This window comes from Actinoplanes sp. NPDC049265 (assembly GCF_043197135.1).
GTDB lineage: Bacteria > Actinomycetota > Actinomycetes > Mycobacteriales > Micromonosporaceae > Actinoplanes.
Map to the genome: position 1 here is coordinate 503898 of NZ_JBICSP010000004.1, position 16158 is coordinate 520055.

12 protein-coding genes are annotated in these 16158 nt (G+C 71.2%); 7 read left to right on the plus strand and 5 right to left on the minus strand.

The genetic code is table 11. The features are described from left to right. Window positions 1-7: 7 nt before the first annotated feature. Both ACGFIO_RS14490 and ACGFIO_RS14495 read right to left on the minus strand, forming a co-directional pair. Window positions 8-1510: a long-chain fatty acid--CoA ligase gene (locus ACGFIO_RS14490; RefSeq protein WP_392826396.1), complete on the minus strand. Its 1503-nt coding sequence runs from the start codon at window positions 1508-1510 to the stop codon at window positions 8-10. After that, window positions 1507-3327 (minus strand): flavin-containing monooxygenase, encoded by a 1821-nt coding sequence (locus ACGFIO_RS14495; protein WP_392826397.1) that lies wholly within the window; start codon window positions 3325-3327, stop codon window positions 1507-1509. The genes ACGFIO_RS14490 and ACGFIO_RS14495 overlap by 4 nt, the downstream gene beginning before the upstream one ends. A gap of 121 nt (window positions 3328-3448) precedes the next feature. Here ACGFIO_RS14495 and ACGFIO_RS14500 point away from each other — a divergent pair, with 121 nt between their 5' ends. The 3 genes from ACGFIO_RS14500 to ACGFIO_RS14510 all read left to right on the plus strand — a co-directional run bounded on the left by ACGFIO_RS14500 (window position 3449) and on the right by ACGFIO_RS14510 (window position 7900). After that, a complete protein-coding gene (locus tag ACGFIO_RS14500) occupies window positions 3449-4339 on the plus strand; it encodes an alpha/beta hydrolase (protein ID WP_392826398.1) in 891 nt (296 codons plus the stop codon). A gap of 27 nt (window positions 4340-4366) precedes the next feature. After that, window positions 4367-4948: a TetR family transcriptional regulator gene (locus tag ACGFIO_RS14505; RefSeq protein WP_392826400.1), complete on the plus strand. Its 582-nt coding sequence runs from the start codon at window positions 4367-4369 to the stop codon at window positions 4946-4948. A gap of 465 nt (window positions 4949-5413) precedes the next feature. Continuing rightward, a complete protein-coding gene (locus ACGFIO_RS14510; RefSeq protein ID WP_392826402.1) occupies window positions 5414-7900 on the plus strand; it encodes a putative bifunctional diguanylate cyclase/phosphodiesterase in 2487 nt (828 codons plus the stop codon). A gap of 131 nt (window positions 7901-8031) precedes the next feature. On the opposite strand, the gene ACGFIO_RS14515 is transcribed toward ACGFIO_RS14510, so the two are convergent. After that, the gene (locus tag ACGFIO_RS14515) at window positions 8032-9693 is read right to left on the minus strand and encodes a hypothetical protein (protein ID WP_392826403.1); all 1662 of its coding nucleotides are present in this window, start codon (window positions 9691-9693) and stop codon (window positions 8032-8034) included. 187 nt (window positions 9694-9880) lie between these two features. Here ACGFIO_RS14515 and ACGFIO_RS14520 point away from each other — a divergent pair, with 187 nt between their 5' ends. Then, entirely contained in the window at window positions 9881-10081 is a 201-nt protein-coding gene (locus tag ACGFIO_RS14520; RefSeq protein ID WP_392826404.1) for a hypothetical protein, read from the plus strand. Window positions 10082-10107: 26 nt separating this feature from the next. Here the strand turns inward: ACGFIO_RS14520 and ACGFIO_RS14525 are convergent, their stop codons facing one another. Next, on the minus strand, window positions 10108-11136 hold the full coding sequence (locus ACGFIO_RS14525; RefSeq protein ID WP_392826406.1) for an FG-GAP repeat domain-containing protein: 1029 nt from the start codon (window positions 11134-11136) through the stop codon (window positions 10108-10110). 132 nt (window positions 11137-11268) lie between these two features. Between ACGFIO_RS14525 and ACGFIO_RS14530 the strand changes: the two genes are divergently transcribed. Beyond that, window positions 11269-12249: a phosphotransferase gene (locus tag ACGFIO_RS14530; protein WP_392826407.1), complete on the plus strand. Its 981-nt coding sequence runs from the start codon at window positions 11269-11271 to the stop codon at window positions 12247-12249. Window positions 12250-12255: 6 nt separating this feature from the next. On the opposite strand, the gene ACGFIO_RS14535 is transcribed toward ACGFIO_RS14530, so the two are convergent. After that, window positions 12256-12756, minus strand: a complete 501-nt coding sequence (locus tag ACGFIO_RS14535) for a MarR family winged helix-turn-helix transcriptional regulator (RefSeq protein WP_392826408.1) — start codon at window positions 12754-12756, stop codon at window positions 12256-12258. Window positions 12757-12815: 59 nt separating this feature from the next. Between ACGFIO_RS14535 and icmF the strand changes: the two genes are divergently transcribed. Further along, on the plus strand, window positions 12816-16028 hold the full coding sequence (gene icmF / locus ACGFIO_RS14540; protein WP_392826410.1) for a fused isobutyryl-CoA mutase/GTPase IcmF: 3213 nt from the start codon (window positions 12816-12818) through the stop codon (window positions 16026-16028). A gap of 10 nt (window positions 16029-16038) precedes the next feature. Beyond that, window positions 16039-16158: acyl-CoA dehydrogenase family protein (locus ACGFIO_RS14545; RefSeq protein WP_392826424.1), on the plus strand; the 120-nt coding region annotated here is incomplete at its 3' end.

Below are 16158 nucleotides of genomic sequence, written 5' to 3' on the forward strand. Positions count from 1 at the left end.
TCCCCCGCTATCCGGCGTGGACATCGGCCGTCGGCGGGTTGATCTCGCGCTTGAGGATCTTGCCGGTCGGCCCTTTGGGCAGCGCGTCCAGCAGCCAGACGTGGCGGGGGTACTTGTACGCCGCGACCTGGTTCTTGACGTGCGCCTTCAGGTTCTCGACGGTTTCCGTGGCGCCGGGTCGCAGCACGACGGCCGCGCCGACCTCCTCACCGAGCGCGGGGTCGGGGATGCCGACGACCGCCGCCTCGAGCACCGCGGGATGTTCGTAGAGGACCTCCTCGATCTCACGTGGATAGACGTTGTGCCCGCCGCGGATGATCAGCTCCTTCTTGCGGTCGACGATGAAGAGGTATCCCTCGTCGTCGATCCGGGCCAGGTCGCCGCTGCGGAACCAGCCGTCGGGGATCGCCTCGGCGGTCGCCTCCGGGCGGCGCCAGTACCCCTTCATCACGTTGTGGCCGCGGATGGCGATCTCACCGATCTCGCCGGGCGGCACGTCGGCGCCGGCGTCATCGACCAAGCGGATCCGCACGCCGCGGATGGGGGTGCCGATGGAGCCGGGTTTGCGCGGCCGGCCGGGGTGGTTGAACGAGGCGACCGGCGAGGTCTCGGACAGGCCGTACCCTTCCAGGACCGTGCACTCGAACGTCTTCTCGAAGCCGTGCAGCACCTCCACCGGCAACGCGGCCCCGCCGGAGACGCAGACGCGCAGCGCGCCGAGGGCGGCCGGTCCGTTCGCCGCCTCGGCCGCGCGTAGCAGCGCGACGTACATGGTCGGCACGCCTTCGAAGACCGTGACCCGGTGCCGGGCGAGCACGTCGAGCACGACGTCGGGGACGAATCGCGGTACGAGCGTCAGGCCGGCTCCGGCCCGGATCGTGGCGTTGAGGCCGCAGGTCTGGCCGAACGAGTGAAACAGCGGGAGCCCTCCGAAGATCACGTCGTCCGGCCCGAGCCGGAACAGCTCCGCCGAGACCTCCGCGTTGGTGGCCAGGTTGGCGTGGGTCAGCTCCGCGCCCTTGGGCTGACCGGTCGTGCCCGAGGTGTAGAGGATGACGGCGGTGTCGGAGGGCTCCCGGTCGCGGACCCGCCGGTCGCCGGGCAGCGGCAGAGCGGCGCCGAAACCGTCCTCGACGACCGTGCAGTCGATGCCGGATCGGGCCGCGCCGGCGTTGGCGGCCTCGGCGCATCCCTCCCCGGCGAAGATCATCCGAGCTTGCGAGTCGCCAAGGCAGTAGCTGACCTCGCGCTCTTTCAACAGCGGATTCATCGGTACGACGACGGCACCGACGCGCAGGATCGCGTGGTACACGACCGCGAACTCGGGCACGTTGGGCAGCATCACGGCGATCCGATCGCCCGGGCGCACCTGACGGGCGGCGAGCATGGCCGCGACGGCGGCACTGCGACGATCGAGATCGGCGTACGTGAGGACTGTCTCGTGCAGCCGGATCGCCGGGCGGCCGGGAAACTGGTGAGCGCCGTGCACGAGGTTGCCGGCGAGGTTCACCGCCCACCTCCGGGAACGCTTTCCACGCCACCGGCCGTGGTCATGCTGAGGTCGCGGTCCACGCCGGCGGCGGCCCACTCGCGCAGTACGGCGAGATAGCCGATGGGTCCGCGACCGTACTGGCCGCCCATCACGGTGGGCTTGGGGTCGTCGACCTTGCCCTCGTTGTTGTAGTAGCTCGGGGTGCACTCGGCCTCGAACCGGGAGCGGTCGATGTGCACCCGGGCCAGTTCGTCGGCCCACCGCTGCTCAGCCTCGGCGGTGACCTCGGCGACAGTGACACCGGTGTCCACGAAGCGGGCGACCAGGGACGCGACGTGCTCGGCCTGACGTGAGGTGACGTGCGGCAGGTTGATCGAAATGGACGCCTGCTCGACTCCGCCGAGCACGAAGAAGTTCGGGAAGTGGGTGGTCATCATGCCGTGCAGGCTGCGCACCCCGTGCTGCCAGTGCTCGGCCAGGGTCATCCCGCCCCGCCCGGTCAGCTGGTACCCGCCGGCCTTGTCGGTGTAGGCGTTCGCGTCGAACCCGGTGGAGTAGATGATCAGATCGGCCTCGTACTCGACCCCGTCGACAACGACGCCGCGCTCGGTGATGTGATCGACTCCGCGGCCGTCGGTGTCGACCAGGACGACGTTTTCGTTGTTGAAGGCCGGGTAGTAGTCGTCGCTGAACAGCGGCCGCTTGCAGTAGTAGTCGAACCAGGGCTGCAGCAGTTTGGCCGTACCCGGATCATCGACGATGTCGCTCACCCGCTGCCGGATCTCTTCCATCTTGGCGAAGTCGACGGCCTGCATCGCGGCGAGGTTCGGGGCGCCACCCGAGCCGCTCCGGACCGCCGCGGCCACCCGTCGGGCCATCCGGGTGGCCTCGTCGTCGACGGGGTCCTCGACCGGGAGGCCGGCCATCACCTCGACGAAACGGTCCATGCGACGGCGTTGCCAGCCGGGCTCGAGACCCCGGTACCACTCCGGGTCGGTCGGCCGATTGTTGCGGGCGTTGACCACCGGTGGGGTGCGCTGGAACACGTACACCTGCCGCGCGCTGCCGGCCAGCCGCGGCAGGATCTGGATGCTGCTCGCGCCGGTGCCGATCAACGCGACCCGCTTGTCCGCCAGCTTGTCGAGATCACCGTTCCAGTCGCCGCCGGTGACCCGGTAGTCCCAGCGGCTGGAGTGGAAGGCCGGTCCCCGGAAGGTCTCGATCCCTTTGATGCCCGGCAGCTTCGGCCGGTTCAGCGGGCCGGTCCCGACCATCACGAACCGCGCGTGCAGCACATCACCCCGATCGGTCGTCACCACCCACCGGGAGAGTTCCTCGTTCCAGGTGACCGCGGTGACGGTCGTGCCGAGCAGGGCCCGCGGGTAGAGGTCGAAGTGGCGTCCGATCGCCCGGGCGTGTTCGAGCATCTCCGGGCCGCCGGAGTACTTCTCCGTCGGCATCGTCCCGATCTCTTCGAGCAACGGCATGTAAATGTACGACTCCATGTCGCAGCGCACACCGGGATACCGGTTCCAGTACCAGACCCCGCCGAAGTCGCCGGCCTGGTCGACGATCAGGAAATCGCGTACGCCGGCCTGCTGCAGTCGTACCGCCATGGTCAGCCCGGCCCAGCCCCCACCGAGGATGAGCGCGTCCACCTCCGCGAACCGGGCTTCGCGAGCCTGGCCTCCGGGGCTCGACTCCAGGTACGGGTCGGCCGCGAAGCGGGCATGGTCTCCGCTCACGTCCAGGTACTGCGTGTTGCCGTCGGGCCGGAGCCGCTTGTCCCGCTCCTGGCGGTACTTCTCCCGGAGAACCACTGGGTCGAACGTCATGGCCATCCTCCTGTTGTCGCGCCGTGACATCACACTAGCACTTGATGTCTCGACGCGACATCAGCTATTTTTATGTCCCGGCGCGACATCGGTCGCTGAGAGAGAAAGCGCAGGACAGCACATGAGCAAGTCGCAAAAAGCAGAGATCGACGCGATCCTGCGGCAGCCCCGCCCGCAGCCGCGGAACGTGGAGGAGATGCGCGCGGGCTACGCCACGGCACAGACCCGGATGCCGGTCCCGGACGGGATCCGCACCTCCGAGACCGCCCTCGGCGACCGCCGGGCCCTGATCGTCGAGCCCATCGGACCGGCACACCCGGGAACGATCCTGTACTTCCACGGCGGCGCCTGGAGCCTCGGCTCACCGGAGACCGCGCTGGCCCTGACCGCCGCCCTGGTCACCCGGACCGGGATGAGGGCGCTGTCCGTCGACTACCGGCTGGCACCCGAACATCCGTACCCGGCCGCGATCGACGACGGCACCAACGCGTACCAGGCTTTGCTGGAAAGCGGAGCCGACCCCGCCGGCATCGCCCTCGCCGGCGACTCGGCCGGCGGCTCCCTCGCCGTCACGACCACGCTACGGGCCCGGGAATCCGGCCTGGCCGCCCCGGCCGCGGTCGTGGCCTTCTCCGGCTCGTTCGACCTGACCCTCAGCGGCGACAGCATGGACGCCAAAGCGGGAATCGACCCCATCTTCACCCGTGAGATGCTCGGTCCGATCGGCGGCATGTACCGCGCCGGCCACGACGCGCGGGATCCACTTCTGAGCCCCGCCGTGTCCGCCGACCTGACCGGCTTTCCGGCGCTGCTGCTTCAGGCGGGTACGAACGAAGTCCTGCTCGACGACTCGGTCCGGCTGGCGACACGGGCCATCGCCGCCGGCGTGGACGCCGTACTCGACATCACCTCCGACGTCCCGCACGTCTTTCAATCCTTCGCGGGCATCCTCGACGAGGCCGACCAGGCCCTCGACCGGGCGGCGTTGTTCCTGGCCCAGCGTCTCCGGTGAGCTCGTCGAGGCAGGTAACCTGACGCCATGCCCCGGTGGGAACAAGGCAGTGAGGAGCGGATGAAACAGGCCGCCATGCAGCTGTTCCAGCAGCAGGGCTTCGAGGCCACCAGCGCGGTCCAGATCGCGAAACTCGCACGCGTCACCACCAGGACCTTCTTCCGGTACTTCCCGGACAAGGAAGAGGTCCTCTTCGCCGACGCGGCCGCCCTCAACGAGGAGATCATCCAGGAACTGCTGCGGACCGACGACCTGACTCAGCCGCTCCGGGTGGTGACACGAACCCTGGCCGGCTACGACTGGGAGAAGCTCGGAACCCGAGAGGTCATGCTGCAGCGGAGGCGCCTGATCGCGTCGAACCCCCGGCTCCTGGAACGCGACCTGATCAAGCAGCACCAGATGGCCGACGGGTTGCGCCGGGCCCTCTGCGAGCGCGGAATCGACCCCGACATCGCCGAGCTCGCGGCCAACACCGGGAGCCAGGTGTTCCGTACGGCGTACCGGCAGTGGCTGGAGAGCAGCGACCACACCGACCTCCCGGCGATCACCGAATCGGTGATGTCCCTGCTCGCCGCGATCGTGCCCGAGGAGCCGGTCCCGGCACGTTGACGTCGCGCTCCGGCTGACCGACGGCTCGCCGGGCGGCGGGCCCGCCCTCCGGCCGATCGGGTCCGGCGGACACCGGGCCGACGTGACCCTCCAGGTCGGACGGTAACGGCTCAGCCGGCCGGTTCGAGCCCGACTTTCGTCGGGTCCTGAGGCCGAGGGGTTCACCGGTGTCGAGGACGGCCGCGACGGCGCCCGCTGGTAGAGCGACTCGGCGGCGCTCGCGGAGGGCGACCATGCCCCGGTCTCCCCGTACCCGAAGCACCTGATCTCGAAGGTTTGGGTGGCGACCGGTCGACAGACGGTTTCCGGCCACGGACCACCGGCTTCGCGCCGGCGCGCCGATCGCCGCTACGGGCTCGCGACCTGACACCCGGTCAGCTCGCCGGGGAATTGTCTCAGGGTGCGCGGGCCGGGGCCGATGAGCATTCAGTGACGTCCCGCCGTGGCCGACCGAGGACGAGGAGCGTGGTCACGCGCGCCGTCGGCCTGCTCTTCGGCGCGGCCGCCGCGATCATCGGGCGGTTGCGGTACGCGCAGAAGTTCGTCGTGGTGGGGCTGGTGCTGCTGATTCCGCTGGGATTCGTCGCCACGGCGTACGTCGAACTGCAGCGCGACCAGGTCGCCTTCAGCGCCAAGGAACGTGACGGCGTCGCGTACCTGGCTCCGCTGGTCGATCTGGCCTCCCGGGTCGTCGAAGCGCGCCACGTCGCGGTCCTCGGCGACCGCACCGCGGTGCCGCTGGACCGGGCGATCACCGCCGTCGACGCGGCCGACCGGCGCCGGGCCGCGAAGCTGGGCATCGGCGACGCGTGGGCGGCCACCCGCGGGCAGATCCTGACCGCGCAGCGGGCCACCGGTCCAGCCGGGGCGCGTTACCAGGCCTACAACGCGGCGATGCAGTCGATCCTCGATCTGATCGTGCGCGTCGGCGACGCTTCCAACCTGACCCTCGACCCGGACCTGGACAGCTACTACCTGATGGACACGCTGCAGTTCCGGCTACCCCTGGTGCTCGACAACGCGGGCCGCAGCGCGGATCTCGCCGTGCTCGCGGCCTCGGCGCCGGCCGCCGCCCGGACCGACGCGCTGATCGACCTGGGGCTCACCAACGGGGTCCTGACGGCGACCCGGGCCACCGTCAGCCGCGCCGTTGCCACCATCACGGCCAAGACCGCCAACGCTGAGGTACGCCGGCAGACCGGCCTGCGGTTCGACCGCCTCGACGGTGCGATCGCCGAGCTCACCGGCACCCTCGCCACCCTGGTCAAGGATCGCCGGCCGGGCGACATGCCGGCGAACGCCTCGGATCAGGTGCGCGCCGCGGCCGCCGACTTCGCCGCCCAGGCCGCGTCGTCACTGGACCAGCTGCTCGAGGTCCGGATCGGCGGGTTCTCGGACCGGGCCCAGCGGGTCGAGCTGGCCGCCGGCCTGGCCGCGCTGCTGGCCGCGTACCTCTTCGTCGGCTTCTATCTGTCGGTGGCCTGGCCGATCCGGCGGATCGTCGCGACCCTGCACGCCGTGGCCGCCGGCGATCTCACCCGGCGGGTCGCGGTGGACACCCGCGACGAGCTCAGTTTCGTGGCCCGGGCCCTGAACGAGACGGTCGCCCGGACCGAGGCCGCCACCAACCGCCTCGAACAGCAGGCCACCCACGACACCCTGACCGGGCTGCCCAACCGCGCCCTCGTGCTCGACCGGCTGGAGCAGGCGCTGGCCCGCAACCGGCGCGACGGCACCGCGCTGGCCGTACTCTTCATCGACCTGGACCGATTCAAGCCGATCAACGACTCGCTCGGGCACCACATCGGCGACCAGGTGCTCATCGAGATCGCCCGGCGGCTGACCACGATCGCCGGCGGTACGGACGCGGTCGCCCGCCTGGCCGGCGACGAGTTCCTGGTGTTCTGCGCCGGATCCACCGGCCCCGGCCCGGCCACCGACGCCGCGGATCGGGTGGTGGCCGAGCTGAGCCGCCCGATCGTGACCGGCACGGATGCCGTCGCGCGCGAGGTCACCGTCGGGGCGAGCGTCGGGATCGCGTACGCCGACGGCTCCGGCACCCAGACCGCGGCCGGCCTGGTCCGGGACGCCGACGTCGCGATGTACCACGCCAAGCACTCCGGCCGGGGCCGGGTCGAGGTCTTCAGCGAAGCCCTGCGGATCGCCGTCGAACTGCGGGTACGGACCCAGGAGGAACTTCGCCGGGCCATCAGCGACGGGCAGATCCGCCCCCACTTCCAGCCGATCGTCGACAGCCTGACCGGCACCGTGACCGGATTCGAGGCGCTCGCCCGCTGGCACCATCCGGCCCGCGGGCTGCTCGGGCCGAACGAGTTCATCGAGCTGGCCGAGCACACCGGCCTGATCGTGCCGCTCGGCGCCGAGATCCTGACCCGGGCCTGCACGGAGGCGGCACGCTGGCAGCCGGGCCGCCCGGGACTGCGCGTGGCGGTGAACGTGGCCAGCGCCCAGGTGGCCGATGCGGCGTTCGTGGCGAGTGTCTCCGCCGTACTCGAGCGGACCGGCCTCGACCCCGGCGCGCTGTCCCTGGAGATCACCGAAACCACCCTGATGGCCGACACGCACGCGGCCGCGGAGACGTTGCGGGCGATCGCCGCGCTCGGCGTCCACCTGTCCCTCGACGACTTCGGAACGGGCTACTCCTCACTGACCTATCTGCGCCGGTTCCAGGTCGAGACGCTCAAGATCGACCGCTCGTTCGTCGCCGGCATCGGTCACGACCGGGAGGACGAGGCGATCGTCGAGATGATCCTGCACCTGGCCGGGGTGCTGGGCCTGCGGGCCGTGGCCGAAGGCGTGGAGACGGCTGACCAGGCCGACCGGCTCCGTGCGCTGGGCTGCCCGCTCATGCAGGGCTACCACTTCGGCCGCCCGATGGCCGCCGACCGGATCGACGACTTCCTGGCCGCCGCCCAGCCCGTCGCGTCCTGAGGCATCAGGCCGCACGGTGACCGGGCCGGCCCGAAGGCGGAGGGCTGCCGGTGCCGGCCGGCGTCACGCCGGCCGAGACCGCCCCACGACCGGCGGCGCGGCGGCGCCGGCCCGGTCACGGTAGGGAGCGCTCAGCTCACCACGAAGGTGGTGCTCGCCCGTCCGTGCGAGCGGATCGAGATCTCGTAGGCCGGGTAGCGGATGCCGTAGTTCGGGAAGTTGTAGCCCTGCACCGGCTGCTTGATGCCGCGGACGACGCCGGACACCAGGCCGGTGGTGGTGATGGTGAGCCGCCGCCCGGTGGGGTGGGCGAACACCAGCCGGTTGCCGTTCGCGCCGCCCGACACGTGGGTCCAGGCCTGGTCCAGGTGCCAGTACTGCCGCCACAGGGGGTTGCCGGCGAAGACGTCGGACACAGTGAGGCCGGGGACGTCGCGGGTGGCGTAGACGCCGCGGGTGTGGGCGATGCCGTAGACCTTGTCGTTGATCGTCCAGTTGTGCGCGGCGGACCGGAGTCGCGAGGCGGTGACCGCGGCGGCGCCGTTACCGACCGCGGGGCCGCTGGGGATCGCCGTGTTCTGCCCGCGCGGGCCCACCTGGTAGGCGTAGAAGGCGGACTTGAGATCGGAGGTGTACCGGCCCGGGCCGACCAGCACCCGGACGCCCCTGGTGGACCAGGTGACCCCGCCGGCCCGGTCGTGGTGGCCGTGCGCGCGCCGCGGCGGGCCGTACCGGACGGTGTAGTGGCTGGTGGCCCGGTCGCTCCAGGACCAGCGCCCGATCACCCAGCCGGCCTGGTCGTCGCGGAACACGCCGGGCTCGGTGAGCGTGCTCGGGGTCCCGGCGATCAGGTCGGAGTCGCCGATCTGGACGACCTTGCCGTCCGGGTCGGTCATCCACTGGGCGACGATGCGGGCGGCGGCGACCGTGCGCCGGATCGACGCCGCGGCCGCCTCCGAGCCCGGCCGCTCCTCGAGGACCACCGCCGCCTGCCCCCACAGGCCCGCGATGGTGCCCTGGTACGCCGACGCCTGCTCCCACGTCGTGCCGAGCCGGGAGAACGCCTGCGGCGCCTCGCTGGTCAGCCGCTGCACGGCGATCGACTGCCAGGTCGTCTTGTTGAGCAGCACCCCGGCGCGGAACAGCTGCAGGTTCGCCATCAGCCCGTGGTTGTGCACCGGCCGGTACGGCGGGCCGTAATACCGCGAGCTGAGCAGCACCGCCACGTCGGCGTTCATGCCTTGCTTCAGCGACACCGAGCGGGTTATCGCGTACAGGCAGTTCTCCGACTCCAGCCGGCGCAGCGCCGTGCCCTCGTCCCAGCCGTACGTCGAGGTCTTCGGGTCGGGATTCTGCCGGTGGAACGCCGCGATCTGCTCGGCGAGCACGGCGAGCGACTTGAGCTGATCGTCCCGGGCGGCCCGGACCGCGAGCGGGCGCACCCACATCATCCCCAGGAACTGCAGCCGCCACAGCGGGTCGGCGGACGGCGGGTTGCGCCACCACGAGGCCGGGATGCTGCCGACGGTGAACGTCGGGCCGGGCGGCATGCTGACCCGGATCGGCTGCCCGTCCGGCACCGGGTCGGCGGCGCCCGCCCCGCAGCGCGACGGCACCGGTAGGGCGCGCTCCGCCGCGGTCGGCTCCCGGTAGAGCTCCAACAGCGCCTCCGGGTCGTCGACGGCGACCGGGTCGAACGGGAGCACGTGCACGTCGGCGGCTCGCGCCGGTGCCGGGACGACCACGATGAGCACCGCTGCCAGGACGGCTGCGGCCAGTGCGCGAAGCCTCATCAGGGCACCCTCCCACCACACGGTGATCGTCCACAATGGCCCGTTTCGGTGGTTGTTGTCGGCTCTGCGACACCCGGGCCGGGTGACGCCGACCTGACCCGGCGAACAAGCTCCGAATGCGCATTGCCTGACGACGAATCTCGGAATGCTCTCGTGCCCTAGCTCAACATCACCCAGGACCGACCATGTGACCCAGGAGCTGCGCACCGCCACCGACGCCGGCGCACACCTGGCCATGCTGGTGCGCTCGGTCGCCGCCCGAGCGACCTCGCCCCTTCGCGCGCGACCCGGGAGCCGGCCCGAGGCTGATGACCCGGTGGTGCGTTCCCGCACCCGGGACCACCTCGGCCGTCGCATCTCCCAGGACGGCGTCACCGGCCGGGCGTGACGCCCGGCCGGTGACTGTCGTACCGATCAGAACAGGAAGTAGTCCACCCAGCCGGAGCCGACCTGCGGGTCGAAGTCGTCGCCGGTGTCCGGGGCCAGCACGTACATGAAGCCGTCGCTGTCGGTGAGGACCACGTCGGGCAGCGGCTGCGTGACCGGCTCGCCGTCGACGACCGCGTCGGACGTCAGGTTGCCCATGCCGACCAGGTCGACGACCAGGCCGCCGTCGTCCTGACCGAAGAGCAGGACCGGGCCGTTGGCCGGGAAACCGGAGGTGGTTCCCTGGTAGAGCCAGACCTCGTCGTTGGACTTGCGGAACAGGAACTCGGTGTGCCCGTCCCCGGTCCAGTCGCCCACCGCGGTCAGCAGGTCGCCGTTCCAGCCGGAGCCGCCGGTGGCCGTGGTGCGGCGGAACGGCGCCGTCGCGACACCGGTGCCGTAGTAGATGACCAGCCGGCCCGCGGCCCGGCCCATCAGATCGTCGAAACCGTCCCCGTTGGCGTCCCCGATGCCGACCAGGTCGGCGTAGGTGTTCCAGCCCTCACCGACCTGCACGCCGTTCTGCACGACCCGCGGCGTGGTGCCGGTGCCGGCGAACAGGAACAGCCGGCCGCTCGCGTCACGAGCGAGGATGTCCTGCCGGCCGTCGTTGTTCCAGTCACCGTGCCGGACCAGGGACGAGTAGCCGGACCAGCCGGAACCGGCCTGGAACCGCGCCGCGAAGTACGACGTGGAACGCGGCCCGGTGCCCGGATAGACCAGCGCCTTACCGGGATAGACCCACAGCCGGCCGGCGGTGTCGACGGCGGCCAGGTCGGCCTTCCCGTCCCCGGTCAGGTCACCGAAGTTCAGTTCGTCGGTGGCCTGCGTGGTTACCGGGCCGAGGCCGGCGGTGCGGCCGAGTGCGTGCTGGGCCGCCCGGGCGGCGTCGCCGAGTGCGGGGTCGGGCTGCTTGGCGTACCCGGCGCCGCCCGACAACACCGTCGTCAGCGCCACCGCTACGCCGGTGAGCCCGGCCGACAGCCGGACCAGTCTGCTGTTCGCTGCGAACATCATCGCTCCCCCTTGTCCGGGGAGCCCCCGTGGATGAAAAACGTCATGCCGAAGATGCCACCACAGTGGACGTTTGAACCGTGTGAGGCGTCGTCCTTCCGACACGGCCGCCGGTCCTGTGATGGGATGGGCCGTATGGTCGAATCGCCGACGCCGGTGCTGGAGATGCTGTGGGAGCCGCTCGACCCCGGGCGTACGCTCGGCGAACGGTTCGGTTTCGGCGACGGCCGGGCAGCCGCCGGCTGGGTCACCGACACGCTGGACAAGCACTGGGGCCTTCGCGTCGACTCCTGCCGGCGGATCGTGATGAGCAGCGGCGGCGCGCTGGCCTGGGTCGGCACGCCCACCGGCCGGCTGCTGGCGAAGTGGTCGATCGTGCCCGAGCGTTTCGCGCGCCTGGCCGCCGCGGCTCGTCTGACCGCCTGGCTCCGGGACCGGGGGCTGCCGGTGTCGGCGCCGGTGCCGGCGCGGGACGGCCGCCCGCAGGTCGAGGTCGACGGCGTCTCGCTCGGTGTGCAGCGTGAGATCGAGGGCGACCTGCTCGACACCGACGATCTCGATCAGGTACGCGCGGCCGGCGCCCTCCTGGCCCGGTTGCACGACGCCCTGGCCGCCTACCCGGACGCCCACCAGCTGCCCGCCCCGGCCGTCGCGGCCAGGTCGCTGACGGACCGGATACCCGGCTGGCTCGGCTCCGAGGCCGGCCATCTGCCCCCGGCTCTTCGCGACGGACTGCGCGAGATGGTCGCCGCCGCACCGCCCGACGAACTCGCGCCGCAGCTGGTCCATTTCGACTTCCGGTCGGCCAACATCCTGTGGGCCGGCGGCGAGGTGGCCGCGCTCATCGACTTCGACGAGGCGCAACACGAGCACCGGCTGGTCGAGCTGGCCCGGTCCTCGGTCCTGCTCGGCACCCGATACCACAACTGGGGGCCGGTGCCGGCCGAGGTTCGCGCCGCGTTCCGGGCCGGCTACCGGTCGGTGCGACCGCTGACCCCGGCCGAGGACACCTGGCTGGACGTGCTCATCCTCTGGCAGACCCTGCTGATGATGCCACCGGGCGACGACCCGGCCGGGTGGGGATCGTCGGCCCTGAGCCAGCTGACCCGCCGCTGACCGAGGTCAGAAGTCCCCGGCCGCGCGGCGCATCCGGGCGAGCGTGTCGACGAGGGCCGAAACGTCGCCGGTGGAGATCCACGGGCTGGCGAAGACCTCGGCGTTGAGCTGGGCGGTGGCGGTCTCGGCCAGCTCGACGCCGGCCGCGAGGATCTCGACGATGGTGACCCGGCGGTCGCCGGGATGGGGTGAACGGCGGACCAGGCCGGCCGACTCGAGCCGGTCGACGGCGTTGGTGACGCTGGTCGGGTGCACCTGGAGCCGCTCGCCGATCATGGCCATCGGCAGGGTGCCCCGGCTGCTGAAGTAGAGCAGCATCAGCAACTCGTACCGGGCGAAGGTCACCCCGTGCGGCTTGAGGACGTGTTCGACGCGGGCCAGAGCGATCTGGTGGGCCCGCATCAGCGACGTGACGGCGGCCATCCCGTCGGCCGCGTCGCCCCAACCGTGCTCGACCCAGAGTCGGCGGGCCTCGGCGATCGGGTCGACAGGCAGCACGTCACTCATCCTATCTACTTTTCCACACTCGTGGACGTACGATAGTCGGACGTCCTAGCATTCTGGTCATGGCCCTCCACGTGCCGCACCATCCCGTCCGTTTCGTGACCGCCGCGAGCCTGTTCGACGGGCACGACGCCGCCATCAACGTCATGCGCCGGCTGCTCCAGAGCCAGGGCGCCGAGGTGGTCCACCTGGGCCACGACCGCAGCGTCGAGGAGATCGTCACCGCCGCGTTGCAGGAGGACGCCCAGGGCGTCGCCATCTCCTCCTACCAGGGCGGGCACGTCGAATTCTTCTCGTACCTGGTCGAGCGACTGGCCGAGCGGGGCGCGGGCCACGTCCACGTGTACGGCGGCGGTGGCGGCACGATCGTTCCCGAGGAGATCGAGCTGCTGGCCTCGCGCGGGGTGCGCATCTTCAGCCCGCACGACGGCCAGCGCCTGGGCCTGCCCGGGATGATCAACGAGCTGATCCGCGACTGCGACGTCGATCTGGCCGCCGGTGCCCCGGTCGACACCGAGGCGGTCATCGCCGGCGACGAGGCGGCCCTGGCCCGGGCCATCACCGTGCTGCAGGCCGGGGCCGACGACACGCTGGCCACGACACTGGGCGAGGCCGGCCGCCGCCGGGCCGTGCCGGTCCTGGGCATCACCGGGACCGGCGGGTCGGGCAAGTCGTCGCTGACCGACGAGCTGGTCCGGCGGCTGCGCCGGGACAGCGAGGACAAGGTACGCATCGCGGTCATCGCCGTCGACCCGACCCGGCGGCGCGGCGGTGGCGCCCTGCTCGGCGACCGGATCCGGATGAACAGCGTCGCGCCCGGTGTCGTCTTCTTCCGGTCGCTGGCCACCCGCCGCCGCGACGGGCACGTGCCCCAGCGGCTCGACGACGTGGTCGCGGCGACCAAGGCGGCAGGCTACGACCTGGTCATCGTCGAGACACCCGGCATCGGCCAGGGCGACGCCGACATCACCGAGTACGTCGACTTCTCGCTGTACGTGATGACGCCCGACTTCGGCGCGGCCAGCCAGCTCGAGAAGATCGACATGCTGGACGTCGCCGACGTGGTCGCGATCAACAAGTTCGAGCGCCGGGGCGGGGAGGACGCCCGCCGGGACGTCGCCCGCCAGATGGTGCGCAACCGAGAGGTGTTCGGTACGCCGTGGCAGGACATGCCGGTCTTCGGCACCAGCGCCGCCCGGTTCAACGACGACGGCGTGACCGCCCTTTACCACCACCTCAAGGGCCTGGCCCACGAGCACGGGCTGCCCCGGTTCCCGGCCATCCTGCCGGCCGTCGAGGGGCATGTCTCGACCGGGCTGAGCTCGGTGCTGCCCAAGGGGCGCGAGCGCTACCTGTCCGAGGTGGCCGAGTCGGTCCGCTCCTATCACGGGCGTACCGCCCAGCAGGTGACGGTGGCCCGCCGCCGTCAGGCCGTCGCCACCACCCACGCCCTGCTGCCCGAGGACACGGCCGTGGCCGAGCTGCTGAGCACCACCGAGCGCGAGCTCGACGGCGACGTCCGGGCGTTGCTCGACCAGTGGCCGGCGACCCGGGCCGCCTACTCCGGCGACGAGTACGTCTACCGGGTCCGCGACCGGGAGGTGCGCGCGCCGCTGACCCGCGAGACCCTCTCCGGGACCAAGGTGCCACGGGTGGCCCTCCCCCGCGACGGCGACGACGGGGAGACCGTCCGGTTCCTGCGGGCCGAGAACCTGCCCGGGTCGTTCCCGTACACCGCCGGTGTCTTCCCGCTCAAGCGCTCGGGCGAGGCGCCGGCGCGGATGTTCGCCGGTGAGGGCGACGCGTTCCGCACCAACCGCCGGTTCCATCTGCTGAGCAAGGGCCAGCCGGCGACGCGGCTGTCGACCGCGTTCGACTCGGTCACCCTGTACGGGCGCGACCCCGACCCCAGGCCGGACATCTACGGCAAGGTGGGCACCTCCGGCGTGTCGATCGCGACGCTCGACGACATGCGGGAGCTGTACGCCGGCTTCGACCTGTGCGCCCCGACCACGTCGGTGTCGATGACCATCAACGGGCCGGCGCCGACCATCCTCGCGATGTTCCTCAACGCCGCCGTCGACCAGCAGGTGGCCCGGTTCACCGACGAGCACGGCCGCGCCCCGGACGACGAGGAGTTCGCGACCGTCCGGGCCCGGACGCTGAGCACGGTCCGCGGCACCGTGCAGGCCGACATCCTCAAGGAGGACCAGGGCCAGAACACCTGCATCTTCTCGACCGACTTCGCGATCCGCTGCATGGCCGACATCCAGGAGTGGTTCATTGAACGGCGGGTCCGCAACTTCTACTCGGTCAGCATCAGCGGCTACCACATCGCCGAGGCCGGCGCCAATCCGATCAGCCAGCTGGCGTTCACGCTGGCCAACGGATTCACGTACGTGGAGGCGTACCTCGCCCGAGGGATGGACGTGAACGCCTTCGCGCCCAACCTGTCGTTCTTCTTCTCCAACGGGATGGACGCCGAGTACACGGTGATCGGCCGGGTCGCCCGGCGGATCTGGGCGATCGCCATGCGCGACCGCTACGGCGCCGACGATCGGGCGCAGAAGCTCAAGTACCACATCCAGACGTCCGGGCGCTCGCTGCACGCGCAGGAGATGGACTTCAACGACATCCGGACCACGCTGCAGGCGCTGTGCGCGATCTACGACAACGCCAACAGCCTGCACACCAACGCGTACGACGAGGCGGTGACCACCCCGTCGGCCCAGTCGGTGCGGCGGGCGCTGGCCATCCAGATGATCATCGACAACGAGTGGGGGCTGGCCGCCACCGAGAACACGCTGCAGGGTTCGTACATCGTGGACACCTTGACCGATCTGGTCGAGGAGGCGGTGCTGGCCGAGTTCGACCGGATCGCCGAGCGCGGTGGCGTGCTGGGCGCGATGGAGACCGGCTACCAGCGGGGCAAGATCCAGGACGAGTCCATGCTGTACGAGCAGCGCAAGCACGACGGCTCGCTGCCGATCATCGGGGTGAACACGTTCCTGCCGGAGGAGACGGACGAGCCGTCGCCGCGGCTGGAGCTGGCCCGGGGCACCGAGTCCGAGAAGCAGTCGCAGATCACCCGGCTGGCCGACTTCAAGTCCCGGCACGCGGGCGACGCCCCGGTCGCGCTGGAGCGGCTGAGGACCGCCGCGGCCGGTGGCGGCAACGTTTTCGAGGCGCTGATGGAGGCCGTACGCCATTGCACGCTGGGCCAGATCAGCGACGCGTTCTTCGAGGTCGGCGGCCAGTACCGCCGCAACGTGTGAAGGGAATGCCGTGACCGAGTTCGACGTGTACGCACTGCCCGAGGACCACGAGACGATCCGCGCGGCCGTGCGCGAGGTCTGCGACGCCCGCGTGGCACCCCACGCCGCCGAAGCCGACGAGAACGCCGAG